A 24,569-nucleotide genomic window follows, 5' to 3' on the forward strand; every position below is an offset into this window, starting at 1 on the left:
CTCTGTCGGCGGGACGTTCCACAATGCGGTGTTCGGCCATCGCTGGCAGAAATGCTGGCGTTCTCTTTCCAAGCGACCACTTCGCGCAGGTGCAATACCTAAAACGCGCAGCACAATAATGTTACTAAGTAACGAGTGACCGCATACAATCGCTTGCCGGCACCCCGCACCGGCCGCCAGCTGCGCCAGCGCGAGCGGCACGTTCAGCGTACGGATCCCACCATGCCTCGCATTCCGCTTCGTCCCTCTGTCATCGCCGCTTGCCTTCCAGGGATGGCCGAGACCATCTCGCATCCATCCAAACCTTCAGCGAAGCGGCAGACGCATAACAAATTGGCGACGCCCGACCCACGCGCGTTCGAGGCGGAACTGATCCAGGCACAGGAAGATCCGCTGGGTTGGTCAGAGACGCTGCGTGAGCAAGTCAGACAGGCAAGCGTCGTCGAGCCCGGATTGAAAGCCGCTCCCAAACGCAAACACGCTCTCCTGCGGCCCTGCAGGAAGGCCGCAGAGCGATTGGGCCTCAGCAGTGGTGCGCCAGAACCGCACGCGCGCCTGCTGCGCTATTCCTCGTTGCAGTGCGAGCGTGACAGACCAGCCGATCCATCGGATCGCAGCGCCAATGTCGCCCTTGCTCCGCACGCAGCCCCGCTGCTGTCGAATGCCACCCAGGATCTCAATGGAGCGCTGATAGCACGCCTTGAGCAATCCAACCACGACCTGGCCGCAGGGATCTCCCGGCGTCGCCAAGCCGAATTGAAGTACGCGCATGCACAAACGCTACACGCTGCACGCGAGCAGTTGGCGTTGAGAGCCCGGCGCGCCGCCAATCTCAGCGACAGCATCAATGTGCTGACGCGTGAACGCGCCGAACTGCTGCAGCAACTGCATGGATGCAATGTGCGAACTGATGCAGTGTCGGCGGCGATACACGATCTCGAGTCGAACATCGTCTCCGCGCGCGCTGCATTGAACGCGTTACCAGGCGTTCGGCAATCGCGCGCTGTCGTAGCGCGCGCGGCGCCATCCGCGGCCAACGCGCATCAGGGCGAGGATCCCTCACACCTGCAGCGCGTCTGCACTCGGCTCGAACACGCAGTGCAGGATGCGCGCGCGCGCGGCGATGCGCTGGCCAAAACGGTCTTTTTCGGCCGCGGCTCGGCACAGGCAGCACAGGCAGAGCAAGCACTTGCGGATACTAATGCGCAGATCGATCAATTACGGAGCGCGTATGCACAAGCGCGCGATGCGTTGCGGTCAGATCCAGCAAGCAGCTCTGCCAACAGGCCGGCATCTCGCACGCTTGCGTCGGAACTTGTTGCAGAGCAAGACCGAGAAATCGAGGCACTGCGCACACGACTTGGGTACGACGAGAAGATGCTGACCCTGCAAGGCACGCATGCCGAGCGCTGCCGGCGGAATACGCGGCGCCTACAGGCACGCCTAGCCCAGGTCGACGCAAAACTGGAGCAGGCGCGGCATTCGTCGCGGATCAACACCGAGGAGTTGTGGCAGCAGGAACAGACCGTCAGCGTGCTGGAAGCAGCGGACGGCGACATGCAGCGCGGAGTGGAACATGCAGCCGCGCAGCTGCCGGCAGATGAGGCCCGGCCCGTAGCTTCCGATATCGTCGCCGACACCATGCAGACACTGCTCGACGTGCTTCCCGGCTTTCGCGAGGAAACGCTCGACCCCGTGAGTCGACAGGTTCTGCGCGTCTGGGCTGATGGCCTGCATGCTCGCAGCGCTGCGTTCGGGACCGAGGCCCTGCAGCCGGTCGACGCGTTGCGCATCGCCCTGCAGGCCTTATCGATCGCCAGCGGGGGCGATGCCACGGCGGCGGCCAACGCACTGCAACGCCTGAGCGTCGTGCGGATGCGTGAGCTAATTCCGCCGCCGCAGGTCTCCATCGCTGCCGAGGCGGTCCCGCCGATGGAGACCGTCACCGCCTGCGTCGGCCTGCTGGCCAGCGTGCCGCGCGGCATGCAGGTGCTTTCGCACATGCTGCGCGAAGAACCCACGCCTGCCTCCCGGGAATGGTTGGAGGCGGCGCAGGTCCATCTGCGTGCCAGCCACCGGCTTGCACTGACGCCGGACGCAGAACAGGCTGAACGCACCTGGCTGGGCGATGCGCAAATGGGAGCGCGCCATGCCGTGCACGGCGCTTCGCCGCTGCAGGGCCTGCAGTCTGCAACCGATGCCCAGCGCGGCGCATTTCATGCGTTCCGCAACGGCTACGAAACCACCCGGACAGGTTCACCCTATGCACGCGTCAACGCATGCCTGCAGATGTTTGCGCAATGGGCGGTAGCAGGCAGCAGAAGGCGGGGAAATAGCGACCTCAACCCCTTCAACGCGCTCGCACTGGGAATGAAGGTCGGCGCCTCCGAAGCGCTTCCCACCGCTGTGCGGCGTGCCAACGATGCTTTTCGCGAGGCGGCCGGCCACTTGACCAGCTGGCTCGTCGCGCGCCGCCAGATCCAACTGGCGGGCGGGCGAATGCCGTCACAGGACGAGCTGGCGATGCAGGCACTGTCGGAATACGCGCACTGGCTACCACACGAGCAGAACGCGACCGACCTGACCTTCACTGCCAAGGTACTGGGCACGATCGAGCGGCGCGCCCAGGAGCTTCAGCGCTCGGTGGCTGCCTCCGCGAGCGAGAGCGACGATCTGCAGCCGGCGGCGTGCCATCCGGCGATCGCATCCGCCTGGGTCGCATTACGCGCGGGCCGCATGCGTCTGCCGGAAACGCTGCGCCTGATCCAACGCGGCCTGCTCGACCACGCCGGACAGCCGACCGACATGCCGATCGGTGCAGCGCCCTTGGATGAAGAACTGGCGTCGGTCGCACGCAACCACTTCCATCAGGCCGTTGGTCATGCCAGCCGCTTTCTGCATGAGGGCGACACGTCCCGCGTCAGGTCGCCCCGCGCGCTATTCGAATGCCTGCGCAACCTGATGGAACGGCTGGAATGGCGCGACAAGCTGCGTATTACCGAACAACGTGTGATCGGACTCAATACGACGCCGCTATCGGCCGCGCTTGCGATCATCCCCAGCGGCCTGGGACTGAAACTCTCCGCGGGCGGTCAGACCAGTTCCGATCGCTCGGTGGAGATTTACATGGGACGCACCGGGCTGTCGCTGCAGATCGGGCGGCAGAAGGCGCGGCAGTTCAACGCCAGTACGGGCATTAGCGCGGGCGTGCTGCTGCCGGGCACCGAACACGCACCGGTGGGTATCACGGGCGCAGCCGAGTGGCGCATGAAAAAGGAATCGGGCATCGAGCATGGCGTGCAGATCCGCGTACCACGGCGGGGCAAGGGCCAGGAGCTGGAGCAGCGCGCGCAATTCCTGGCCATGTTTGAACACCTGCTGCAGCTCGCCGAGCAATCCGGCGGCGATGCAGGCCAGCTGACCGAGCGCGACTTTCTGGGGGAGCTACTGGCGCATCACCCCAGCATCACCGTTGGCTTGATCGGCCATGCCGAGCGCAACGCTTCGGCCACCGAGTCCAGCATCAGCGTCGCTGCGGGCGTACGCGTGGGAAACATGGATGGCAAACCGCGTCGGGCCACCCTGGGGGCTTCGCTCGGCTTAAAAGCGCGCCGGGAAACCTCCCGTTCGCAGACGCCGATCGAAGGCTACATGACGATGGTACTGAAGGATTCGAGCGCGCAATCCAGGGTAGAGCTCGCAGGCCGCGCATCGGCCAGTGTCGTCGCTCAGCAGTGGACGCACCCGAGCATCGGCAATGCGCCGCCCACGCCAGTGGCGCGGCTGTCCATGGCCACGCTCGATCTCGGCTATAGCAGAGAACTGCATTCGGCCGGCAGCAATACGTTCTCCACCTTGTGGATGTTCAACAACGAAATCGACCCTGTGCGCACGGATCGTGGCTTCGAATTCTTCGACTTCGCCTCATTCGAACGCGAAGTGAAACGCAACTGGCAGTTATGGACGCACTATGGAATCTCCAAACTGCAAGGCAAGGTCGACGACCAGCGGGTCTACATGGTGGCCGAGCGCCAATTGCAGGACTTCGTCGACCGGGTCCGCCTCCATATGCAAGACAACAAGTTCGCCTCGATGATCGTCGACTGGGTGTTACAGGCAGAGGCTGCACCGCGTCTGGACGCATTGCGCGCGCAGGCCCAGCTATTACGGTTCGCCGGATGCGAAGCGCAAGCAGTGGAAGCAGATCGCGCCTTCGATGACCTGATCAGCCACCCAGGCATCTGGGAACCGACCATCCTGATCCTGCGCGAAAAGGGCAAGCGCCAGCGCGAGCGTGGCATCGACTTCTTCGTCAAACGCCAGACCAACCAAGCGGCGGAGGCGATGCGGACGGTCGGTCAATGGATCCCGTACGAGCCAGTCCCCTAGCACTGCAGGCGTGGCCCCCAAGGGGTGGGGTCTCCGCCAGGTCACGGTGACGGCTGCGCCCCTCGCAGGCACAACCGATCGTTGCACCTTGCCTTCATCCCGTGCGTCCGCAGACGCATCTACTGCGCGTCGCCCACCACATCCACGCCCTTGCCCGGGGTATAACGGAAGGTGTCGGCTGCGAATGCGGGGTTGCGCTTCCACCCGCTGAAGCTGATCGCGGTGCGCTGGCCGACTGCATCCACGACTTCCATCTTGGCCAGGCCGTCCTTGCCGAACCCCAGCGAGGCCATCTGGAAGCTGGCGTCGGTGTCGACCTTGGGCGTCAACGACAACCACTGCAGCCCATCGCGCGGCGCGGCTTCTTCGCTGACATCGTACTGCCTGTCCAGACGCGTCGGATCGATCAATGCCACCAGCGGGCTGTTCTGTTCTTCGCTGCCTTGTGCGCGCACGGTGACCTGCTCCAGATCGGGGTCGAACACCCAGACCTTCTTGCCATCGGCCACGATCAACTGCTTGTAGGGCTTGGCATATTCCCAACGGAACTGGCGCGGTGTTGCCAACGCAACCCGCCCGCTTGAATTTTCCTTGACCCGACCATTCGCGTCGGTCACGCGCTGGCTGAACTGTCCATCCAGCCCCTTCAAGCCACGCGTGAAGGTGTCCAGCTCCTGGCGCGCACCGGCAAAGGCGGTACTGGCGAACAGAGCAGTGGCAAGGACGGCATAACGGAGCTGGCGATGCATCGCGGTCTTCCAAAAGGACATGCGTCGATTCTGATGCTTCATAGATGAATGGGCGAGCGCTATTGCACGACGTGTTCAGATGGCGGCGCTTGCGCGGCGATCCGGCTCAGTGCGCGGTCTGCACCTTGGACAAATCGCCGTACACGATCTGCCCGCGAAAGCCGCGCCGCACCTGCTGGTACAACTCGCGAAACGCACGGTAATCCTGTGGCTGGCACAACGCCTGCGGGCCACGCACGGCCGCGCGCTGCAGGCGATGCACGGCGGTCACCGTCTGCCCATCGCGTGTCCAGTCGACCACGTATTCGCCAGCGGCATTGCGAAAGGTGCTGCTACGCGGGATCGCAATGATCGGCACCGTGCTGGGGAAAGTCACCACATAGGTCTCTTCGCGTACGCTGTCGTTGCAGTAGAACGGGGTCAGATTGTCTTCGGCCGAGGTGGTGGTGTAGATCGCGCGGATCGATTCGGCACCGGGCATGTCCGGCAAGGTCATACCGCCGACCACCGAAAAATCCACCGCATCCTTCGCCAGGAAGCTGTAGCGATAATTGAATGGCGCATCCAGATCCAGCGGGTCGCCCTGGATCAGCAGATCGCCGGTGCCGTCGAAACCGGACTGGGCAAGGATCGACTCTTCGATCCGGTTGCGATTCTGCGCATTGAGCTGCACGAACATCGCGCGCAAGCCCACTTCGCCGGTCTGCCCGCTGTCGAGCGTGGTCATGCCCTGCAGGCCGCCCTGGGGCGTGAAGCGGTAGCCGGTGCGCGCGACGTAGCGATTGACCTTGCGGTCGTTCGGCGGCGTCTGCGTGACCTTGCCGTCGCGCGTATGCACCACCGGCGCGCCGAGATCGCCGGCCGGCAACTGGCCGAAGCGCGCGTACGGGTTGGTCGAATCGACATACAGATCGAATGCAGGGATGTAGGTGATGGCGTGATTGAAGCGGCCCAGCACCGGAATTTCAGGCAGTGTCGGGCCGCCCTCGGCGCCGATCAGCACCGGCGTGCTGGCGATGCCCTTGGCTGCAAGCAGAGCTTCCAGGATCACGGTGTGGTCTTTGCAATCGCCATAGTGGTTAGCCAGGATGCTATCGGCGCCGTTGGGTTCCAGCCCGCCATTGCCCAGATACACCGCCACATAGCGAATATTCCGCGCGACCCAGGCGTACAGCGCAGCTGCCTGCGCACGCGGAGCGTCGATACCGCGGGTCACTTCATCGGCCAGCGCCTGGATCGCCGGCGTCACCGCGGCAGCGCGCCCGCCCTTGACGTGATACGCCAGGCCCATCTGCGACCAGCTATCGAAGGTGCTGGCCATCAAGGTGGGGCTGAACTCCCAGGTCGCCGCGCTCCAGTTCTGGTTTTTCATCGGCGCGGTACGCTGGTAGCGCCACTCCCAGCGCGCCTGGTCGCCACGCACTACCGGCTTGTTACTGCCCTGCAGCCCGCGTGTGGAAAGATGCATCGGCAGCGACTTCGGTGCCACTAGCGTGACGACCGCATCGTCGTACTGCGCGAACACGCTGAAGGTCTCCCACAAACTAAAATAGCCTGGGAAATACGGTGTGTTCTGCGCCCGCCGCACCCGGTAGACGATGCGCGCGCCCGGCGCCAGATTCGGGAATACCACGACCTTGACCTTGCGGTCGGCATACATCGCCGCCGAGGCGCTGGAATAGCTTTCCTGGGTGTAGATCTTGTCGGCCGCCACATCCTGGCGCAGCCCTTCGGCCGTGACGGTATACGCCTGCAGCACGTCCAGCGTTTCCATCTTCTCGCTGTAGCTCAGTCGGACCTGACTGAACTGCTCCACCGCCGACTTTGTCTTGAGCAGGATCTCGTACTCGTCGGTCTCCACGCTGCTGGCGTCGGCGCGCACTTCGTAATCAGCGCGATAGCGCACGAAGCTGTAGTTGGTGTCGGCCTGCGTGCGTGCCGCAGCAGTGGGCGCTGGCCGTTGCTGGGCCTGCGCCTGGGCGAGCAACGGTACGCAGAGAAACAGCACGAACAACAACAAGGGACGATCCAACATGGGTCTCGGTCGCGGCAGGCCGGAGCGGCCCTCGCTCACAGGGTAGCCGTTGTGCCCGGCAATGACAGGCACGGACTTCCAACAATGCCGCATTGCTGCACGCGGCGAGGTTCCTGAATCGAAAACGCACCAGTGGCAGCGTGCACCGATACCGCAGGCACTCACTTGGGCGGCGGCGGCGCCAGCACGGTGCGATCGCCGTTGTGCTCGGGCGGGCTGACCACTCCTGCCGCTTCCATCGCTTCGATCAGACGCGCGGCACGGTTGTAACCGATCTTCAAACGCCGCTGCACACCTGAAATCGAGGCACGCCGGGTCTCGGTGACGATGCGCAAGGCTTCGTCGTACAAGGGGTCGGATTCGTCGCCGCCACCGCCACTGCTTTCCGGCAAGCCGGTCGCACCCACCACGGTGCCATCGCCCATGGTCTGCACTTCGTCCAGCACGCCTTCGACGTAGGACACCGGCCCGCTGGCCTTGAGGTGTTCGACCACGCGGTGCACTTCTTCGTCGCTGACGAAGGCGCCATGCACGCGGTCCGGCAATGCGGTGCCCGGCGGCAGATACAGCATGTCGCCGTTACCCAGCAGCGCTTCGGCGCCGGACTGGTCCAGGATGGTGCGCGAGTCGATCTTGGAGCTGACCTGGAACGCCACGCGGGTCGGGATATTGGCCTTGATCAGGCCGGTAATCACGTCCACCGACGGCCGCTGCGTCGCCAGGATCAGATGGATACCGGCCGCACGCGCCTTCTGCGCCAGACGGGCGATCAGCTCTTCGACCTTCTTGCCGACGATCATCATCATGTCGGCGAATTCGTCGATGAAGATGACGATGAACGGCAGCGTTTCCAGCGGACGCGGCGCCTCGCCCAGTTCCGGGTTCGGCTTGAACAGCGGGTCCATCATCGGCTGACCGGCGTCGATGGCGTCCTTGACCTTCTTGTTGAAGCCGGCCAGGTTGCGCACGCCCACCGCGCTCATCAGCTTGTAGCGGCGCTCCATTTCGGCCACGCACCAGCGCAGGCCGTTGGCGGCTTCCTTCATGTCGGTGACCACCGGCGCGAGCAGATGCGGGATGCCCTGGTAGACGCTCAGTTCGAGCATCTTCGGGTCGATCATCAGCATCCGCAGTTCCTTGTGCGAGGCCTTGAACAGCAGGCTCAGCACCATCGCATTGACCGCCACCGACTTGCCCGAGCCGGTGGTACCGGCGACCAGCAAGTGCGGCATGCGCGCCAGGTCTGCCACAGTCGGCCGGCCGGCGATGTCCTTGCCCAGGGCCAGCGTCAGCGGGCTGGCCGACTTGTCGTACTCCTTGGAGCGCAGCAATTCGCTCAGGAAGATCATCTCGCGGCTGACATTGGGAATTTCCAGGCCAATCACCGACTTGCCCGGGATCACATCCACCACGCGCACCGACTTCACCGACAGCCCGCGCGCGATGTCCTTGTCCAGCGAGCTGATCTGGCTGACCTTGATGCCCGGCGCCGGCTCGATCTCGAAGCGGGTGATCACCGGACCCGGATAGGCCCCGACCACCTGCGCCTCGATGCGGAAGTCCTTGAGCTTGAACTCGATCTGCCGCGACAGCGTTTCCAGGGTTTCTTCCGAATAGCCCTTGGCCTGCGGCTTGGGGTCGTCCAACAACGCCAACGGCGGCAGGTCCGAGCCGTCGGTGCTGACGCCCTGGAACATCGGAATCTGGGTATCGCGCTTGGCGCGCTCGCTCTTCTCCACCACCACCGCAGGCGGTGGCTCGATCTTGACCGGCTCACGCTTGGCCTGCTTGACCGCGTCGACCTTGCGCACTTCTTCGCGCTCCTCGCGCATCACCCGGGTCTGCTGCCACTCGGTGGCCTGATGGGTCTTGCGCTGCATCAGCGGCCCCAGCGCCAGCACCCACTTGCCGATGCGCTCCATCACCGCAAACCACGACAAGCCGGTTGCCAGGGTGATCGACACCAGCAGCAGTACCAGGACGAACAGGTTGGCGCCCAAGGCACCGAAGCCGGAGCTGAGCGAGCCGGCGACCAACTTCCCCAGGATGCCGCCGGCCTCGGCCACTTCGCCCCGGAACAGGCGCAGGTGCAAAAAGCCGGTCGAGGAAATCAGGAACCCCACCATGCCGACCAGGCGCAGCGCCGGCCCCAGATCGCTCTGGCTCTGCTCCTCGCGCTCGCCGATCAGGGCGATCCACGCGACCGCCCCCAACAGTACCGGAAGCAGGAAGGCCACATAGCCGAACAGCTGCAGCAGCACGTCCGCGGCCAGCGCGCCGAAGCGGCCGCCCATGTTGTGGATGGGCGCAACCAGATTGCCGGTGCGCGACCAGCCCGGATCGGTCGCCGAATAGGTGAACAGGCTGGCCAGCAGATACAGCAGCAACGGCGCCACCGCGATCAAGGCCAGATCGCGCCAGAGCTTCTGCCGCCGCGGATTGTCCGCCACCGCCGTCTTGCGCGACGACGGTTTGCCCTCTGCGGGCTTGCTGCTGCGTTCGGGAACCTGCTTTGCCACCTGTAGCCAGACCTTAGAAAAATGCTGTTAGTGATTGATAATAAACGACTGAAGCCACGGTTTCAGCAGTTGCATGCGCACCGACCATCCAGTCGCGGGCGGCTCAACGAAAAACGCCGCACAAGGCGGCGTCGAGCACGTGGATGAGGCGGACCATGCCATCTGCGGTTCAAGCAGTTCCATCGCGCCGCCTTGATTCACCGGGTGGGGACCGCCACTCTATGCCGCCACAGGGACGCGAATTCACCCGCCTGCCCTGCCAATTCCTAGATCGCGAGTATACATGAGCGCCTCTTCTGCCAGTCCCGCCAAGCATTCCCGCCTGCTGATCCTGGGCTCCGGCCCGGCCGGCTGGACCGCCGCGGTCTACGCCGCCCGCGCCAATCTCAAGCCGGTTGTCATTACCGGATTGCAGCAAGGCGGCCAGCTGATGACCACCACCGAGGTGGACAACTGGCCGGGCGACCCCCACGGCCTGATGGGCCCGGACCTGATGAACCGCATGCAGGCGCATGCCGAACGCTTCGAGACCGAGGTCATCTTCGACCACATCCACACGGCAGACCTGTCACAGCGCCCCTTCCGGCTAATTGGCGACGGCGCCGAGTACACCTGCGATGCGCTGATCATCGCCACCGGCGCTACGGCAAAGTATCTGGGCATCCCCACCGAAGAAGCCTTCAAGGGTCGCGGCGTCTCTGCCTGCGCCACCTGCGACGGCTTCTTCTACAAGGACCAGGACGTGGTGGTGGTCGGTGGCGGCAACACCGCGGTCGAAGAGGCGCTATACCTGTCCAACATCGCCCGCAAGGTCTACCTGGTGCACCGCCGCGACACCCTGCGTGCGGAAAAGATCATGCAGGACAAGCTGTTCGCCAAGGTCGCCGCAGGCAAGATCGAAACCGTCTGGCACCACGCGATCGACGAGGTGCTGGGCAACGATGCCGGCGTTACCGGTGTGCGGGTCAAGTCCACCCTCGACGGCAGCACGCGCGACATCGATGCGCACGGCTTCTTCGTTGCGATCGGCCATCACCCCAATACGCAACTATTCGATGGCCAGCTGGCGATGAACAACGGCTACCTGGAGATCCGCTCCGGCCTGAATGGCGCGGCGACCGAAACCTCGGTCGCCGGCGTGTTCGCCGCCGGCGACGTGGCCGACCAGCATTACCGTCAGGCCATCACCTCGGCTGGCTTCGGCTGCATGGCCGCGCTGGATGCCGAGCGATTCCTCGACAAGAGCGCCTGAGATGGCGACTGATTGCCGGCCGCGCCACGCGGCCAGCATCGCCAGCGGGCCGAGCGCATGAGCGTGACTGCTCGCTGGTGCCGCCAGCTGGACGAACTTCCGGCTGGCGCCTGGGATGCGCTGCACGATGGCACGCACCCCTTCATCAGCTACGCATTTCTGCAAGGCCTCGAACGCCAGGGATGCCTGCGCCCGGATTGGGGCTGGAACCCGCTGCACCTGACCTTGTGGGAAGGCGACACCCTGGTCGCCGCCGCGCCGGGCTATCTGAAGAACAATTCGCACGGCGAGTTCGTGTTCGACCACGCCTGGGCGCATGCCTATGCGCGCTACGGGCAGGAGTACTTCCCGAAGTGGCTGTGCGGGGTGCCCTACTCGCCCGTCACCGGCCCGCGCCTGCTTGGCGCGCCCCAGTGGCGTGGCCAGCTGCTGGCCGCGATGCGTGAGTTGGTGGAGCGCAGCGGGCTGTCGTCGGCGCACGTGAATTTCTACCCTGCCGATGAAGACGCCGCCTTCGATGCCGACTGGCTGGAGCGCAACGACCTGCAATACCACTGGCACAACGTCAGCGACTGGAGCGACTTCGAGACGTTCCTGGCGGCGATGGATCACAAGCGACGCAAAAACATCCGCCAGGAGCGCGCCAAGGTGCAACGCGCCGGTGTGCAACTGCGCGTGGTGCATGGCGATGAAGCCAGCGACGCCGATCTGGACGCCATGTATGGTTTCTATCTCAAGACCTTCAACGAGTACGGCAACTCGCCGGCCCTGACGCCGGAGTTCCTGCGCCACCTTGCGCAGCATTTGCCGCGCCAGCTGGTGCTGTTTCTGGCCGAGCTCGACGGGCAACCGATCGCCGGGGCGCTGTGCCTGCGCGGGCAGGACACGCTCTACGGCCGCTATTGGGGCGGCGAAGCGCTACCCGGCCTGCATTTCGAAACCTGTTACTACCAGGGCATCGAATATTGCTTGCGCGAAGGACTCACCCGCTTCGAGCCCGGTGCACAAGGCGAGCACAAGATTGCGCGCGGCTTCCTGCCAACCCTGGTGCGTAGCCGGCACTGGATCGCCGACCCGGGCTTTCGCGAACCGCTGGCACAGTGGTGCGCAGACGAGCGCGATGCCGTGGCACGACACGCGCGCGACCTGTCAGCGCACAGCCCGTTTCGCGATTGATCCAACTCAGCAGGTATTGGCGGCGCTGATTGAATCCGCAACGCGTGCAGCGCCCCGTGTGTTGCGCGGCGCCTCACTGCGAACTGCACCCCGCGCAGCGTGGCTAGCTAGTCGCAGTCAGCAGTCGCCCACAGGGTGCGAACAGCGAGCAGGAGCCGGAGCGCATGCGTGATATGTGTTGAGGCAGGAATCGTCCGCCCCCGCCTAGCGGTCAGCCAGTCGTTTTATCAGCTGCTCTACACTGCCTGGATGACGCGCCACCTCCCCTTTCTGCTCGATCCCGATCCAGCGGCGCCGTTTCCGCCGGCCGCGCAGGCGTTGCGCGACCCGGACGGCCTGCTCGCCATCGGCGGCGATCTGTCGCCGCAACGGCTCCTCAACGCCTATGCGCATGGCATCTTTCCATGGTTCTCGGACGGCCAGCCGCTCCTGTGGTGGAGTCCCGACCCGCGCATGGTGTTTCGCACCGATGCGCTGCGTCTGTCGTCGCGCTTCAGGCGCCAGCTCCGCAGCAGCAGCTGGACCCTACGAGCCGACACCGGCTTCGAACAGGTGATCAACGCCTGCGCATCGGTGCCACGCGCAGGCCAGGACGGCACCTGGATCACCGCACCGATGCAGCAGGCTTACATCGCACTGCACCGGCTTGGCCATGCGCACTCGTTCGAAGTCTTCGACGGCGCGCGCCTGGTGGGTGGCATTTACGGCGTTGCGATCGGCCAGATGTTTTTCGGCGAAAGCATGTTCAGCGCCGAAAGCGGCGGCTCCAAGGTGGCGCTGGCCGCACTGGCTGCGTATCTGCAGGCAGAAGGCTGGCCGTTGCTCGACGCCCAGGTGGAGAACCCGCACCTGCTCAGCCTGGGCGCGCAGCGCCTACCGCGCGCGCAGTTTCTGCAACAGGTGGAACTGCAGATCGCTCAACACGCGACGCCCGGCACCTGGTCCAGGCGCTACGGAGAACGCCCTGCCAGCGCGCTCGGTGAAGGCCGCTTAACATAAAATTTGCACGGCAGGGAGATGGCGCGTAAAATGCCGTCCCTTACGGCCCTTCCGGGCCAGCCGTGATTGCACAGGATTACATGTCGAAAGACGACTCCATTGAATTCGAAGGCAGCGTCAGCGAGACGCTTCCCAACACCACGTTCCGGGTAAAGCTGGAGAACGGGCACGAGATCATCGCCCACATCTCCGGCCGTATGCGTAAGAACTACATCCGCATCCTGACCGGCGACCGGGTCAAAGTTGAGATGACTCCTTACGACCTGACCAAGGGTCGTATTACCTACCGCATGAAGTAAGCGGTTTTGGTATTGAGACGCAAGGCGGCCATTGGCCGCTTTTTGTCGTGCCCGCGATTTCAGCGTGCAATGCAGAATATCGGTTGACGCGCCCTGCTCCTTAGCGGTTCCTTCGCAAGAAAGCATCGGCAGCTCCCGCACCTACGCGCTGCACGGGCCATCGGCGCTAACGCCATGCGCGCCAGACGTGGTCGCCTCGCAGACGTTTTGACCCCACCTTGCAGGCGTAAAAAAGCCGCTCTTTCGAGCGGCTCTTCTTTACCTGCCAACGCGGCGTGTGGCGATCAATCCACCGTCGCAGGCAACAAGCGCTCTGGTTCCGGATGCGCTTCGACCACCAGCTCGCCATCCTTGACGTCGATGTTGACCCGGCCACCGTCCACCAACTTGCCAAACAGCAGTTCGTCGGCCAGCGGACGCTTGATCTTCTCCTGGATCACCCGCGACATCGGACGCGCGCCCATCAGCGGGTCGAAGCCGTGCTGGGCCAGCCAGTCGCGCGCGGTCGGCGTGGCCGACAACGACACGTGCTTTTCCTGCAACAGCATTTCCAGCTCGATGATGAACTTGTCCACCACCCGCAAGATATGGTCGAACGCCAGCGGCTGAAACTGCACGATCGCATCCAGACGGTTGCGAAACTCCGGCGTGAAGCCACGACGGATCGATTCCATCGCATCGGTGGAATGATCCTGCTTGGTGAAGCCGATCGACCGACGTGACGCCTGCGTGGCGCCGGCATTGGTCGTCATCACCAGAATCACGTTCTTGAAGTTGGCCTCGCGCCCGTTGGTGTCGGTGAGGATGCCGCGGTCCATGACCTGCAACAGGATGTTGAAGATGTCCGGATGCGCCTTCTCGACTTCGTCCAGCAGCAGCACGCAGTGCGGCGTCTTGACGATTTTCTCGGTCAGCAAGCCGCCCTGATCGAAACCGACATAGCCGGGAGGTGCACCGATGAGACGGCTGATCGAATGCGCTTCCATGTACTCGGACATGTCGAAGCGCACCAACTCGATGCCCAGCTGCAGCGCGAGCTGCTTGGTGACCTCGGTCTTGCCGACACCGGTGGGGCCTGCGAACAGGAAGTTGCCGATCGGCTTCTCCGGATTGGCCAGGCCGGAACGGGCCAGCTTGATCGAACCGGCCAGCGTTTCGATGGCCGGGTTCTGCCCGAAGATCACCATCTTGAGGTTGCGCTCCAGATGCTGCAGCACGTCCTTGTCGGTCGCGCTGACCTGCTTGGCCGGAATGCGCGCCATCTTGGCCACGATGGTCTCGATCTCTTCGATATCGATCAATTCCTTGCGCTTGCCTTCCGGCAGCAGCCGCTGACGTGCACCTGCCTCGTCGATCACGTCGATCGCCTTGTCCGGCAGCAAGCGGTCGCCAATATGCTTCACCGACAGATCAACGGCTGCCTGCAGTGCATCATCGGCGTAGGTCACACCGTGATGCGCCTCGTACTTGGGCTTGAGGCCCTGCAGGATCTCGAAGGTTTCGCCCACGGTCGGCTCAACGATGTCGATCTTCTGGAAGCGACGTGCCAACGCACGGTCCTTCTCGAAAATGCCGCGATATTCCTGGAACGTGGTGGAGCCAATGCAGCGCAGCTCGCCCGACGACAGGGCCGGCTTGATCAGGTTGGAGGCGTCCATGGTGCCGCCCGACGCGGAGCCGGCACCGATGATGGTGTGGATCTCGTCGATAAACAGCACCGCGTTGGGCACCTTCTTCAGCGCGGCCAGCACGCTCTTGAGGCGCTTTTCGAAATCGCCGCGGTACTTGGTGCCAGCCACCAGTGCACCCAGGTCCAGTGAGAAAATCACTGCATCGGCCAGCACTTCCGGCACGTCGTTGTCGACGATGCGCTTGGCCAGACCCTCGGCGATCGCGGTTTTGCCTACGCCGGCCTCACCCACGTACAGCGGGTTGTTCTTGCGCCGGCGGCACAGGACCTGGATGGTGCGCTCGATCTCGTCGGCGCGGCCGACCAGTGGGTCAATCTTGCCGTTGCGCGCCTGCTCGTTGAGGTTGGTGGCAAACTCGGCCAGCGCGTCACCCTTGGCTTCGCCCTCCCCGCCTTCGCTCTTGGACTCGCCATCGGGCGCGGACGGCTGCTCGCCGTCCTCCCCCAGCTTGGCGATGCCGTGCGAGAGATAATTGACGATATCCAGGCGGGTGATGTCCTGCTGATTCAGGAAATACACCGCATGGGAGTCCTTTTCGCCGAAGATCGCAACCAGCACGTTGGCGCCGGTCACTTCCTTCTTGCCCGAGGACTGAACGTGGTAAACGGCGCGTTGCAGCACGCGCTGGAAGCCCAGCGTGGGTTGCGTGTCGCGACCGTCGTCTTCGGCCAACCGCGAGACCGACGCTTCGATCGCCTGTTCCAGATCGTTGTGCAGTCGCACCTGATCAGCACCGCAGGCCTTGAGCACGGCCTGGGCGGAGGGGTTGTCCAGCAGCGAGAGCAGCAGGTGCTCGACGGTCATGAACTCATGACGCGCCTCGCGTGCTCGCTTGTAGCACTGGCCGATGGTTTGCTCTAGGTCTTTGCTGAACATTGGTAACTCCGAACGGCTGTTGCCAACAATATGCGGCTTTTGTTGGGATTTTCCACAACCCTATCGGATAGGCGTGTTCAGACAGCGTTAGCACGTGATCGCAGCCACACTGTTGCGCTGCTGGAATGATCCTGCCGGGGCCTCAGGCCTGTTCCATCGTGCACAGCAGCGGGTGCTGGTTCATGCGCGAGAACTCGTTGACCTGAGCGACTTTCGACTCGGCGACCTCGCGGCTGTAGACCCCGCACACGCCACGCCCGCGGGTGTGGACATGCAACATGATCTGGGTGGCCTGCTCCAAATTCAGGTTGAAAAACTGTTCCAGGACCGTCACCACGAAATCCATCGGGGTGTAGTCATCGTTCAGCAAAAGCACCTGGTAGCGCGGCGGCGGCGCCACTTCAGGCTTGCTGGCTTCGACCATCAGGCCGTGGTCGTGTTCGTGTGAGGTATTCCGAGGCATCGGGCCATTATACGGTTCAAGCTCGCGTGCATTGGACGATTTACGCCGCGCCCCGCACAATTTGTCTCCAACTTTCCGGCTGTCCCTCGATGATCGATTCCATGACCGCGCTGTTGCTGGCGCCGTCGTCCACTGCAGATGCCCCCTTGCCCGCAGCGCGCTACGGCGCAGGCGCGCAGGTGTGGCACTGCGATGCCGGCCCCGCTGCGGATCCTGCGGCAGGTAAGCGTTGCGACGCGCAGGAGCGGCTGCGATGAGTACCCAGGAGCAACGCTGGCATCCTGATGTGACAGTTGCCACGGTTGTGGTGCGCGGCGGGCGCTTCCTGCAGGTGGAAGAATCCATTGGTGGCCGTCTGCTATTGAACCAGCCCGCCGGGCACCTGGAGCCGAACGAAAGCCTGCTGGACGCCGCAGTGCGCGAAACGCTAGAGGAGACGGCCTGGGATGTACGCCTGACCCAGTTCATTGGTACCTACCAATGGGTCGCGCCTACCGGGCAGTGCTTTCTGCGCTTTGCCTTCGTTGCCGATGCCCTCACTCACCACCCCGACCGCAGCCTGGACACCGGCGTGGTGCGCGCGCTGTGGATGACACCGGATGAACTGCGCGCCTCGACCGAGCGCCTGCGCAGCCCGCTGGTGTGGGAGGTGGTTGCCGACTACCTGGCCGGGCAGCGCTATCCGCTATCGCTGGTGCGGCACGTCGCATGAGCACGCCGCGCATTGTGGTGGGTGTGTCCGGCGGCGTGGATTCGTCGGTGGCGGCATGGAAATTGGCCCAGCAAGGCGAGCCGATCGCCGGGCTGTTCATGCAGAACTGGGCCGACGACGGCAGCGGCGATTGCCGCGCCGAAGACGACCGCCGCGACGCGGTCGCAGTGTGCGGGGTGCTGGGCATCCCGTTCCATTTTCGCGATTTTTCCGGCGAATACTGGAACGGCGTGTTCGAGCATTTTCTGGCCGAATACGCGGCCGGGCGCACGCCTAACCCGGACGTGTTGTGCAACCGCGAAGTGAAGTTCAAGCACTTTCTGGATGCGGCACACGCGCTGGGCGCCGAGCGCATCGCCACCGGTCACTACGCGCAGGTGGCGCATCGCGGTGGGCGCTGGCGCCTGCTGCGCGGCGCCGACCGCGGCAAGGACCAGAGCTATTTCCTGCATCAGCTCGGGCAGACCCAGCTGGCGGCGACACTGTTCCCGATCGGCGATCTGGAAAAAAGCACGCTGCGCCGGATTGCCCAGGATGCCGGCTTGCCGACCCATGCCAAGAAGGATTCCACCGGCATCTGCTTCATCGGCGAGCGCGATTTCCGCGAGTTTCTGGGCCGCTACCTGCCCGCGCGCCCCGGCGAGATCCGCGACCCGCAGGGGCAGCGCATCGCCGAGCATCCGGGGGTGTTCTACTTCACCCTGGGTCAGCGCGAGGGACTGAACATTGGCGGCGTGCGCGGGCGGGCGGCGGCGCCGTGGTACGTGGTCGGCAAGGATGTGGCGAGCAATGTGCTGTACGTGGACCAGGAACGCGACAGCCCACTGCTGCAATCGCGCTGGCTGCAGTCCGAACAAGCGCACTGGGTGACCGATGCGCCGCCGGCGCGCCGCTTCAGCTGCACGGCGCAGACGCGCTACCGCCAGCCCGACGAGCCCTGCACGGTCGACGTGCAGGACGATGGCAGCGTGCAGGTGCACTTCGAACGGCCGCAACGGGCGGTGACGCCGGGACAGTCGCTGGTGCTCTACGACGGCGAGGAATGCCTGGGCGGTGCCGTCATCGCCGCCACCGACGCACCGCTGGAACGCCAGTTGGCGGGATCTTCTTTTTCCTCTGAGGTAGTGGCTTGATGAGTGTTTCCATGGATCACCGCGTGCTAGCGCTTGCCGGCGTCGCCCAGGCCCTGCAACAGGTGCGGCGGATCGCCGAGACCGGGCATTCGGAGGCCGCGACGGTGCGTACCGCCATGGATAGCGTGTTCCGGGTGGACGCCGCCTCGCCGGAGGCCGTGTACGGCTCGTCAGCGGCGCTGGCGCCCGGCCTGCGCCTGCTGCACAACTATTTCCGCAACCAGGGCCAGGACGAGGTGCTGCCGCGTCTGGCACTGGCGGTGCTGCAGCTGGAGCGCCGGTTCGTACGCGACACCACGACCGTTGCCACCGTCGCCAGCGGAATCGACGCGGCCGCGCGCCAGGCGCAGCAATTGGGCGACAGCAACCACCCCGATGTGTTGAGCTCGCTCGGCGGTCTGTACGCGCAGACCATCAGCCACTTGCGTCCTAAAGTCATGGTGCAAGGCAACCCGCACTATCTCGGCCAGGCCGGCGTGGTTGCGGAGATCCGCGCACTGTTGCTGGCAGCGGTGCGCTCGGCGGTGCTGTGGCGACAGATGGGCGGCAGCCTGTGGGATTTCCTGTTCGCCAAACGCGCAATGATCGAAGCGGTGGACCGCGCGCTGCGCTAAACAGCGCGAAAAACCGCTTGTAATGCAACGCTAGCGGCCGCTGGCGGACGCCAACAGCGGTTGAATGGGCAAGACGATCTGGCGATCGTCGCTAAAGACAACGGGGGCAGTGCCGATACAGCAACCGTGACTCTGCCGAGAACGCCCATGTATTCACGTCCACTCATCCGTCTAGCCGCTCCTTTGGCTCTGACCTTGCTGTTCCCCTTCGCTGTCGGATTCGACTGGCCCGCTTCGGTGCGCTGGGCAATCCTGGCGACCATGACCCTCAGTTGGCTGGGTTTCGCTGCCTGGGTGACGTATTCCCAGTTCCGGCCTAATCCGGACCAGGCACGCATCCTGCGCGAGCAGGATCAACTGCTCAACGAACTGCGTACGTTCGTCAGCAACGAAGTCGACGGTTCGCGCTCGGAAGTCGAGCGTGCCCGTGAACTGATCCGCCAGGCCGTCTCCGGTCTTGGTGGCAGCTTCGAAGCGATGAACCGCAAATCGCGTCAGCAGAGCCAGGCACTGGCCCGCATCGTCGACCGTGCCGGTGACGATGGCAGCGCCGGCGTCGACGTCGCCCGCTTCGCCCAGCACGCCAGCTCCCGCATGGAGCAGTTGGTGGAAGCGCTGGAACAGGTGAGCGGCCAAAGCACCAACACCGTCCATCACATCGATGAGATGGCGCAGCATCTGGATGGCATCTTCGCGCTGTTGGAAGACGTCAAGTCGATCGCCGACCAGACCAACCTGCTGGCCTTGAATGCCGCCATCGAAGCAGCACGTGCCGGTGAAGCCGGTCGCGGCTTCGCCGTGGTTGCCGACGAGGTGCGCAATCTGTCCGAGCGTTCCACCACCTTCAACGAGCAGATCCGTAAGCTGGCGCACAGCTCCAAGGAATCGATCGCCAAGGTGCGTGAAACGGTCTCGCAGCTGGCATCGCGTCACATGGACCGCTCCCGCGAGGCGCGCCATGAATCGGCCGCGATGCTGGAGAACGTCGCGCAGATCAACGCCTCGTTGGGCGATGGCATGCGCGAAATCTCCGAGTGCGCACGTTCGATCGATGGCAGCGTGGCCGAAGCGGTACGTGCCCTGCAGTTCGAGGACATCGCGACGCAGACGCTGAGCGGCATCCACACCCACCTGGATCGCCTCACCGCGATCAACCGCGAAGCGGTGGCGCTGCAGGAACTGCTGCATCGCAATGGCGGCGTGTACGACAGCGATCTGGTCGCCGCGCTGGCCAAGGTGTCCAACCGCCTGCGCGATATGCGTGTGGAGTGGGAACGCCCGCCGCACAAGCCGGTGGCACAGCAAGGCATGGGTGCCGGCACGGTCGAGTTGTTCTAAGACCGATGCCGCCACGCAGCTGCTGATTCCGACATTCCCCGGCCTTCCGGGGATTTGTCGTTCCGTAACGACCCGGTGTTCCGCTCATGACGCTTCTTGCTCCGACCATTGACGCTCCCACCGCCGCACTGCAGGCCGCTGCACTGGCAACCGCACATGCCGAGCGCATCGCGCAAAGCGATGCGGCCAAGCCAGCGCTACGGCGCGTTCGCATGCCGGCCGCGTTGGAACGGCTGGAAAACAGCGCCCGTGCAGAGCTGCAGGCACTGATCAACCCGCGCCGCACCTGCAGCGAGGAAGACCTGCTGTTCGCCACGGTGGCGTGGGATTTGGGTCTCGACGGCGCTGCAGTCGGTGTGTCCGACCAGTAAGGGGCTAGCGCGGCAAGCAGCGGGGCGTGCCTCGGCAGGCGCCCCGTTGTGTCGTTCCACTGCCCGATCTGAGAGTCTCCATCCCTCCGCCTCCCCTCAAGCCCGCCGCATGGCGCTTGCCGCAGGCGAGCCGGACACTCCACCCTGCCCCGCCCGCACGTGATCAGGGCCTACCGCTGAGCAGGCGTCGCGCCAGCGCTATAACGAGCTACCTCGACGTGTCTGATTGTTGGTGAGGATGGGATCTGAAACGATCGGTTTCGTCGACAGACTGCGCATCCCCCATCCCTATGAAGAACACCTGCTGGGCTGTGATGGCGGCTGCCACCTTCGCGTGCACGGCCAGTGCGGCGAACAAGAGCGTCTATATCGAATTTCTGTGGGATGCGCGTGCGCCGCATGCGATTGCCCGCCAGCAAACCATGCAGTTCCTGACCGATGGTCAGCACGATCACCAGGTTTGTGTGGCGACGGACTTCGCCGCTACCGATGTCGGCGGGCTGGTACTGACGGCATGCGACGCAGCCGGCAAAGAGGTCTCCCGCCACCAGTATCCCGACAATCGTGGCGTCAAACGGTGCTACAGCGCAGATCTCGGCCACGAGGGCAAGCCCGGGCTGTGGACGTTTCGCGCACGAACAAGCGATGGACGTACCGGCGAAGACACGATCCACGTCAATGCGAAACTCGCCGATTCCCCGCTCTCCAGGGATCCTGCAACACCATATGTGGTGGGCCGCCCGAACTACGACGCCAGCATTCCACCAGGCCAGTGGGTTGGGCGCCTGGTGTGGGAGATGACGGTCAATGCCCAAGGCAAGGTGACCGATGTGTCGGTGGTGACGGCAGAGGGCGTCGGCGCGCAAATTCGCGACCGCGCAATCGCCACCGGCGATCTATCCCTGTTCCTTCCCAGACAGCCGACGGGCGAGCAAACCGTTGGTCTGCAGACGCGAGCTGTCCTTCAAACCAGAATAAGCGCTGGCACATCAGCGTTTACGCATGCCACGTGCTTGCAGCAGCCGTGCGTGCAGCTGAGCCAGTGCGGCCCCTGCGGCACATCAGTTGGAAGGCAGCCCCATCGCATGCGTCAGCGCCTGCTCGATGGCAAGACCGGATGCCGGTGTACCTGCGCGCACGCCTGGTAGAACCTCAGTTGGCGATGACCAGGCGCGCACCTAGCCGCATACCGGCATCGGCCTCGCGCAGCCACTGCGCCATGTCGCGCGGCGACAGCGGGCGCGAGTAGAAATAGCCCTGGATTTCGTCGCAGCCCTGCTGGCGCAGCAGTGCATCTTCCTGCACGGTCTCCACGCCTTCGGCGACCACCTGCATGCCCAGGGCATGGCCCAGATGCACGATGGCCTGGGTGACTTCGGCCGTGTTGGCGTCGTCGAGCATGCCTTGCACGAAGCTACGGTCGATCTTCAAACGCTGCACCGGGAAGCGGTTGAGGTAATGCAGGTTCGAAAAGCCGGTACCGAAGTCGTCCACCGCCAGCAATACGCCGTTCTGTTCGAACAATTCGAAGCAGCGCCGCAGCGAATCGGAGTCGCGAATCAAGGCAGATTCGGTCAGCTCCAGCTCCAGGCGCGAAGGCGGCCAGCCGTTATCGCGGCAGATTTCCAGCACACGCTCGGCAAAACCACGCTCGCGCAATTGCACGGCCGACACATTCACCGCGACGCGGCTGAAATGCAGGCCGGCGCGATCCCAGACCACGGCTTGGCGGCAAGCCTCGCCGATCACCCATTCGCCCAATCGCACGATTTCGCCGCATTCTTCGGCGATCGGAATAAATTCCACCGGGCTGCACGGACCATGTCCGGGGCGATTCCAGCGCATCAGCGCTTCGATCGCCGGCGATGCATCGCCTACGGTGTTGACCAGCGGCTGATAGACCAGGGTGAATTCTTCGCGCTCGAGCGCGCCTTGCAGCGCGTGCTCCAGCTCCAGGCGGCGCTGCGCACGCAGCAACACGTCCTGGCTGTAGTAATGGAAGGTGTTGCGGCCGGATTCCTTGGCTGCATACATTGCCGCATCGGCGGCGCGCAGCAGGCTGTCGAAATCGGACAGCCCTTCGCCCTGCAGCGCGATGCCGATGCTGGCGCCGAGCTTGAGGGTGACGTGTTCCTTGCGCAGCGGCTCGCCGAGCGCAGCAATCAGCTTGCGCGCCACATGGCCGGCATCTTCCGGCTCGGACATATCGCGTAGCAGCACGATGAACTCATCGTCGCTGAAGCGGCCGAACAGATCGCTATTGCGCAGATGTTGATGCAGACGCGCCGAGGCGAGCTTGAGCAGGTTGTCGCCGGTGGCGTGGCCAAACGAATCGTTGATGCTTTTGAAACCATCCAGATCGATGAGCAGCATTGCCAGTACCTGGCCGCGCTCGTGCGCTTCGCGAATGGCATTCTCTGCCTGCTCGCGCAGCAGGAAGCGGTTCGGCAAGCCGGTCAGGCGGTCGTAATGGGCAAGCAGTTCGATCCGTTCGTTGGCTTCGCGCTCGCGGGTGACATCGCGGAACAAGGCCACAAACCGCGGCGGCAGGCCCTCACGACGGTCCAGCTCGATCAGCACCTGCACCCAGATGCGCTGGCCGGAGTTGCGATAGAAACACAGCTCCAGTTGCTCGGGCAGGCCGCCATCGGAAATACGCAGGAGCGCTGCTTCGAAGGCGTCGCGCGAATCCTGGGTGTACAGCGACAGCGCCTGCTCCAGGGTGATATTTTCCTTACGCAGGCCATGGATGCGGTAGCACTCTTCGGTCCACTGCATGCGTCGGGTGTCGACCTCGATCTCGCAGCCGCCGATCTTGCCCAACGCAGACACGCGATTGAGCAACTCGGTGCGCCAGCGGATCAGTGCGTCGGTCTGGCGTTGCTCGGTAACGTTCTGCAGTTGACCAAGGACGCGCACCATGCTGCCGTCGCCGTCGAACACCGGCTGCGCCCACACCCGCAGATGATGCGGGTTGGCACCGAGCAGTCCATTGATTTCCAGCTCGAAATGCACCGGCATGCCTTCGTGCTTGATCTTGCGCCAGGCGCTGCGCAGTTGCGCAACCGAGGGCCGACCGAGCAAACGCAGGATGTCGCGGATGCCTTGCAAACGCAGTTGGGTCATGCCGAGTTGTTGCAGGAAATCCTGCGACACCCACAGCGCGTCTTGATGCGAATCCCAGCTCCAGCTGCCCATGCTGGCAATGCGCTGGGCTTCTTCGAGCTGGGCCTGCTGCTCGCGCAGCTGTTGCTCGAGCAATTTGTGATGGTGCACGTCGGTGTGCGTGCCAACCATGCGCAGCGGGCGTCCGTCGGCGGTACGCGATACCACGCGGCCGCGGTCCAGGATCCAGCGCCACTGGCCGTCGTGCTGACGCAGCCGGAATTCGGCCACGTAAGTGTCGGTGCGCCCTTCCAGGTGCGCCTGCACCGCCGCGCTGACATGCGCATGGTCTTCCGGATGGATCAGCCCGGACAAGGCGGTGAGATTATTTGGCAGCGGCTGCTCGGAATAACCGAGCATGCGCGTCCAGCGCTCGGAGCGATACACCACATCGGCCGGAATATCCCAGTCCCACAAGCCGTGGTCGGCGCTGTCCAACCCCATTTCCCAGCGACTGGTGCCGTCGGCACCCTTCGGCTCGGGAATGCTCAAGGTGAACGCCATGACCTGGCCATGTTCGTCGCAGACCGCACGCAACCAGCCTTCCAGCCGACCGCCGCCGGTCCCCGGCAATACGCAGGGCGCCATGCCACCGCTGTCGACCAGTTGGGCACGGCTGCTTTCCAATACTTCGGCATACGCACCAAGGGTTGCCGGCAATCCGAGGGATTGCGCAACGCGGTTGGCCGCCAGAGGCTGGCCATGCGCATCCAACAACACCACCGCCGAGGTCAGCGGGTGCTGCAGCATGCTTGCAATGACGCCTGAGTCCACTCTGGAACACTCCG

General features: G+C 64.2%; 18 protein-coding genes. 12 read left to right on the plus strand and 6 right to left on the minus strand.

The window, feature by feature from the left end:
- Positions 1-222 precede the first annotated feature (222 nt).
- A complete protein-coding gene (xopZ, locus tag XpruCFBP8353_RS15885) occupies positions 223-4,389 on the plus strand; it encodes a XopZ family type III secretion system effector (RefSeq protein WP_101364234.1) in 4,167 nt (1,388 codons plus the stop codon).
- A 119-nt stretch (positions 4,390-4,508) separates the two neighbouring features.
- Here the strand turns inward: xopZ and lolA are convergent, their stop codons facing one another.
- From lolA to XpruCFBP8353_RS15900, 3 genes are all read right to left on the minus strand, one after another.
- Positions 4,509-5,180, minus strand: a complete 672-nt coding sequence (gene lolA, locus XpruCFBP8353_RS15890) for an outer membrane lipoprotein chaperone LolA (protein ID WP_162301084.1) — start codon at positions 5,178-5,180, stop codon at positions 4,509-4,511.
- Between the two features lie 64 nt (positions 5,181-5,244).
- On the minus strand, positions 5,245-7,173 hold the full coding sequence (locus XpruCFBP8353_RS15895; RefSeq protein WP_101364086.1) for a DUF3857 domain-containing transglutaminase family protein: 1,929 nt from the start codon (positions 7,171-7,173) through the stop codon (positions 5,245-5,247).
- A gap of 161 nt (positions 7,174-7,334) precedes the next feature.
- Positions 7,335-9,692, minus strand: a complete 2,358-nt coding sequence (locus tag XpruCFBP8353_RS15900) for a DNA translocase FtsK (RefSeq protein ID WP_101364087.1) — start codon at positions 9,690-9,692, stop codon at positions 7,335-7,337.
- Between the two features lie 283 nt (positions 9,693-9,975).
- On the opposite strand from XpruCFBP8353_RS15900, the gene trxB reads away from it, so the two are divergent.
- The 4 genes from trxB to infA all read left to right on the plus strand — a co-directional run bounded on the left by trxB (position 9,976) and on the right by infA (position 13,418).
- Positions 9,976-10,944, plus strand: coding sequence for a thioredoxin-disulfide reductase (gene trxB / locus XpruCFBP8353_RS15905; protein ID WP_101364088.1), 969 nt, complete (start codon positions 9,976-9,978; stop codon positions 10,942-10,944).
- A gap of 57 nt (positions 10,945-11,001) precedes the next feature.
- The gene (locus XpruCFBP8353_RS15910; protein WP_101364236.1) at positions 11,002-12,120 is read left to right on the plus strand and encodes a GNAT family N-acetyltransferase; all 1,119 of its coding nucleotides are present in this window, start codon (positions 11,002-11,004) and stop codon (positions 12,118-12,120) included.
- Between the two features lie 249 nt (positions 12,121-12,369).
- The gene (gene aat, locus XpruCFBP8353_RS15915; protein ID WP_101364089.1) at positions 12,370-13,119 is read left to right on the plus strand and encodes a leucyl/phenylalanyl-tRNA--protein transferase; all 750 of its coding nucleotides are present in this window, start codon (positions 12,370-12,372) and stop codon (positions 13,117-13,119) included.
- An 80-nt stretch (positions 13,120-13,199) separates the two neighbouring features.
- Positions 13,200-13,418 (plus strand): translation initiation factor IF-1, encoded by a 219-nt coding sequence (gene infA / locus XpruCFBP8353_RS15920; RefSeq protein ID WP_002813418.1) that lies wholly within the window; start codon positions 13,200-13,202, stop codon positions 13,416-13,418.
- 284 nt (positions 13,419-13,702) lie between these two features.
- Here the strand turns inward: infA and clpA are convergent, their stop codons facing one another.
- Positions 13,703-15,985 (minus strand): ATP-dependent Clp protease ATP-binding subunit ClpA, encoded by a 2,283-nt coding sequence (gene clpA, locus XpruCFBP8353_RS15925; RefSeq protein ID WP_101364090.1) that lies wholly within the window; start codon positions 15,983-15,985, stop codon positions 13,703-13,705.
- A 142-nt stretch (positions 15,986-16,127) separates the two neighbouring features.
- Positions 16,128-16,448, minus strand: a complete 321-nt coding sequence (gene clpS / locus XpruCFBP8353_RS15930) for an ATP-dependent Clp protease adapter ClpS (protein ID WP_005914463.1) — start codon at positions 16,446-16,448, stop codon at positions 16,128-16,130.
- An 89-nt stretch (positions 16,449-16,537) separates the two neighbouring features.
- Here clpS and XpruCFBP8353_RS23980 point away from each other — a divergent pair, with 89 nt between their 5' ends.
- The 7 genes from XpruCFBP8353_RS23980 to XpruCFBP8353_RS15960 all read left to right on the plus strand — a co-directional run bounded on the left by XpruCFBP8353_RS23980 (position 16,538) and on the right by XpruCFBP8353_RS15960 (position 21,764).
- Positions 16,538-16,705 carry a hypothetical protein gene (locus XpruCFBP8353_RS23980; RefSeq protein ID WP_165786168.1) on the plus strand — a complete coding sequence of 56 codons (168 nt, stop codon included), beginning with the start codon at positions 16,538-16,540 and terminating at the stop codon, positions 16,703-16,705.
- Positions 16,702-17,160, plus strand: a complete 459-nt coding sequence (locus XpruCFBP8353_RS15935; RefSeq protein ID WP_101364091.1) for an NUDIX hydrolase — start codon at positions 16,702-16,704, stop codon at positions 17,158-17,160. The genes XpruCFBP8353_RS23980 and XpruCFBP8353_RS15935 overlap by 4 nt, the downstream gene beginning before the upstream one ends.
- Positions 17,157-18,293, plus strand: coding sequence for a tRNA 2-thiouridine(34) synthase MnmA (gene mnmA / locus XpruCFBP8353_RS15940; RefSeq protein ID WP_101364092.1), 1,137 nt, complete (start codon positions 17,157-17,159; stop codon positions 18,291-18,293). Before XpruCFBP8353_RS15935 ends, mnmA begins: the two co-directional genes overlap by 4 nt.
- Positions 18,293-18,907, plus strand: coding sequence for a high frequency lysogenization protein HflD (gene hflD / locus XpruCFBP8353_RS15945; RefSeq protein ID WP_101364093.1), 615 nt, complete (start codon positions 18,293-18,295; stop codon positions 18,905-18,907). Before mnmA ends, hflD begins: the two co-directional genes overlap by 1 nt.
- Positions 18,908-18,967: 60 nt before the next feature.
- Positions 18,968-20,245, plus strand: coding sequence for a methyl-accepting chemotaxis protein (locus tag XpruCFBP8353_RS15950; RefSeq protein ID WP_181093154.1), 1,278 nt, complete (start codon positions 18,968-18,970; stop codon positions 20,243-20,245).
- Positions 20,246-20,331: 86 nt separating this feature from the next.
- Complete coding sequence (locus tag XpruCFBP8353_RS15955) at positions 20,332-20,616, plus strand: hypothetical protein (protein ID WP_101364094.1); 285 nt, start codon at positions 20,332-20,334, stop codon at positions 20,614-20,616.
- Positions 20,617-20,906: 290 nt separating this feature from the next.
- A complete protein-coding gene (locus XpruCFBP8353_RS15960) occupies positions 20,907-21,764 on the plus strand; it encodes a hypothetical protein (protein WP_243391134.1) in 858 nt (285 codons plus the stop codon).
- A 4-nt stretch (positions 21,765-21,768) separates the two neighbouring features.
- Here the strand turns inward: XpruCFBP8353_RS15960 and XpruCFBP8353_RS15965 are convergent, their stop codons facing one another.
- Positions 21,769-24,555, minus strand: coding sequence for a sensor domain-containing protein (locus tag XpruCFBP8353_RS15965; protein WP_207759661.1), 2,787 nt, complete (start codon positions 24,553-24,555; stop codon positions 21,769-21,771).
- Between the last annotated feature and the right edge of the window lie 14 nt (positions 24,556-24,569).

It is taken from the genome of Xanthomonas prunicola (assembly GCF_002846205.1).
Classification (GTDB): Bacteria; Pseudomonadota; Gammaproteobacteria; order Xanthomonadales; family Xanthomonadaceae; genus Xanthomonas; species Xanthomonas prunicola.

What these genes read in the sequence shown, in the direction of transcription:
- XpruCFBP8353_RS15960 (WP_243391134.1), top strand. Translation starts at nt 20,907, where the DNA reads ATGAAGAACACCTGCTGGGCTGTGATGGCGGCTGCCACCTTCGCGTGC.
- XpruCFBP8353_RS15895 (WP_101364086.1), bottom strand. Translation starts at nt 7,173, where the DNA reads ATGTTGGATCGTCCCTTGTTGTTGTTCGTGCTGTTTCTCTGCGTACCG.
- mnmA (WP_101364092.1), top strand. Translation starts at nt 17,157, where the DNA reads ATGAGCACGCCGCGCATTGTGGTGGGTGTGTCCGGCGGCGTGGATTCG.
- aat (WP_101364089.1), top strand. Translation starts at nt 12,370, where the DNA reads ATGACGCGCCACCTCCCCTTTCTGCTCGATCCCGATCCAGCGGCGCCG.
- lolA (WP_162301084.1), bottom strand. Translation starts at nt 5,180, where the DNA reads ATGAAGCATCAGAATCGACGCATGTCCTTTTGGAAGACCGCGATGCAT.
- infA (WP_002813418.1), top strand. Translation starts at nt 13,200, where the DNA reads ATGTCGAAAGACGACTCCATTGAATTCGAAGGCAGCGTCAGCGAGACG.
- clpS (WP_005914463.1), bottom strand. Translation starts at nt 16,448, where the DNA reads ATGCCTCGGAATACCTCACACGAACACGACCACGGCCTGATGGTCGAA.
- clpA (WP_101364090.1), bottom strand. Translation starts at nt 15,985, where the DNA reads ATGTTCAGCAAAGACCTAGAGCAAACCATCGGCCAGTGCTACAAGCGA.
- hflD (WP_101364093.1), top strand. Translation starts at nt 18,293, where the DNA reads ATGAGTGTTTCCATGGATCACCGCGTGCTAGCGCTTGCCGGCGTCGCC.
- xopZ (WP_101364234.1), top strand. Translation starts at nt 223, where the DNA reads ATGCCTCGCATTCCGCTTCGTCCCTCTGTCATCGCCGCTTGCCTTCCA.
- XpruCFBP8353_RS15955 (WP_101364094.1), top strand. Translation starts at nt 20,332, where the DNA reads ATGACGCTTCTTGCTCCGACCATTGACGCTCCCACCGCCGCACTGCAG.
- XpruCFBP8353_RS23980 (WP_165786168.1), top strand. Translation starts at nt 16,538, where the DNA reads ATGATCGATTCCATGACCGCGCTGTTGCTGGCGCCGTCGTCCACTGCA.
- XpruCFBP8353_RS15910 (WP_101364236.1), top strand. Translation starts at nt 11,002, where the DNA reads ATGAGCGTGACTGCTCGCTGGTGCCGCCAGCTGGACGAACTTCCGGCT.
- XpruCFBP8353_RS15935 (WP_101364091.1), top strand. Translation starts at nt 16,702, where the DNA reads ATGAGTACCCAGGAGCAACGCTGGCATCCTGATGTGACAGTTGCCACG.
- trxB (WP_101364088.1), top strand. Translation starts at nt 9,976, where the DNA reads ATGAGCGCCTCTTCTGCCAGTCCCGCCAAGCATTCCCGCCTGCTGATC.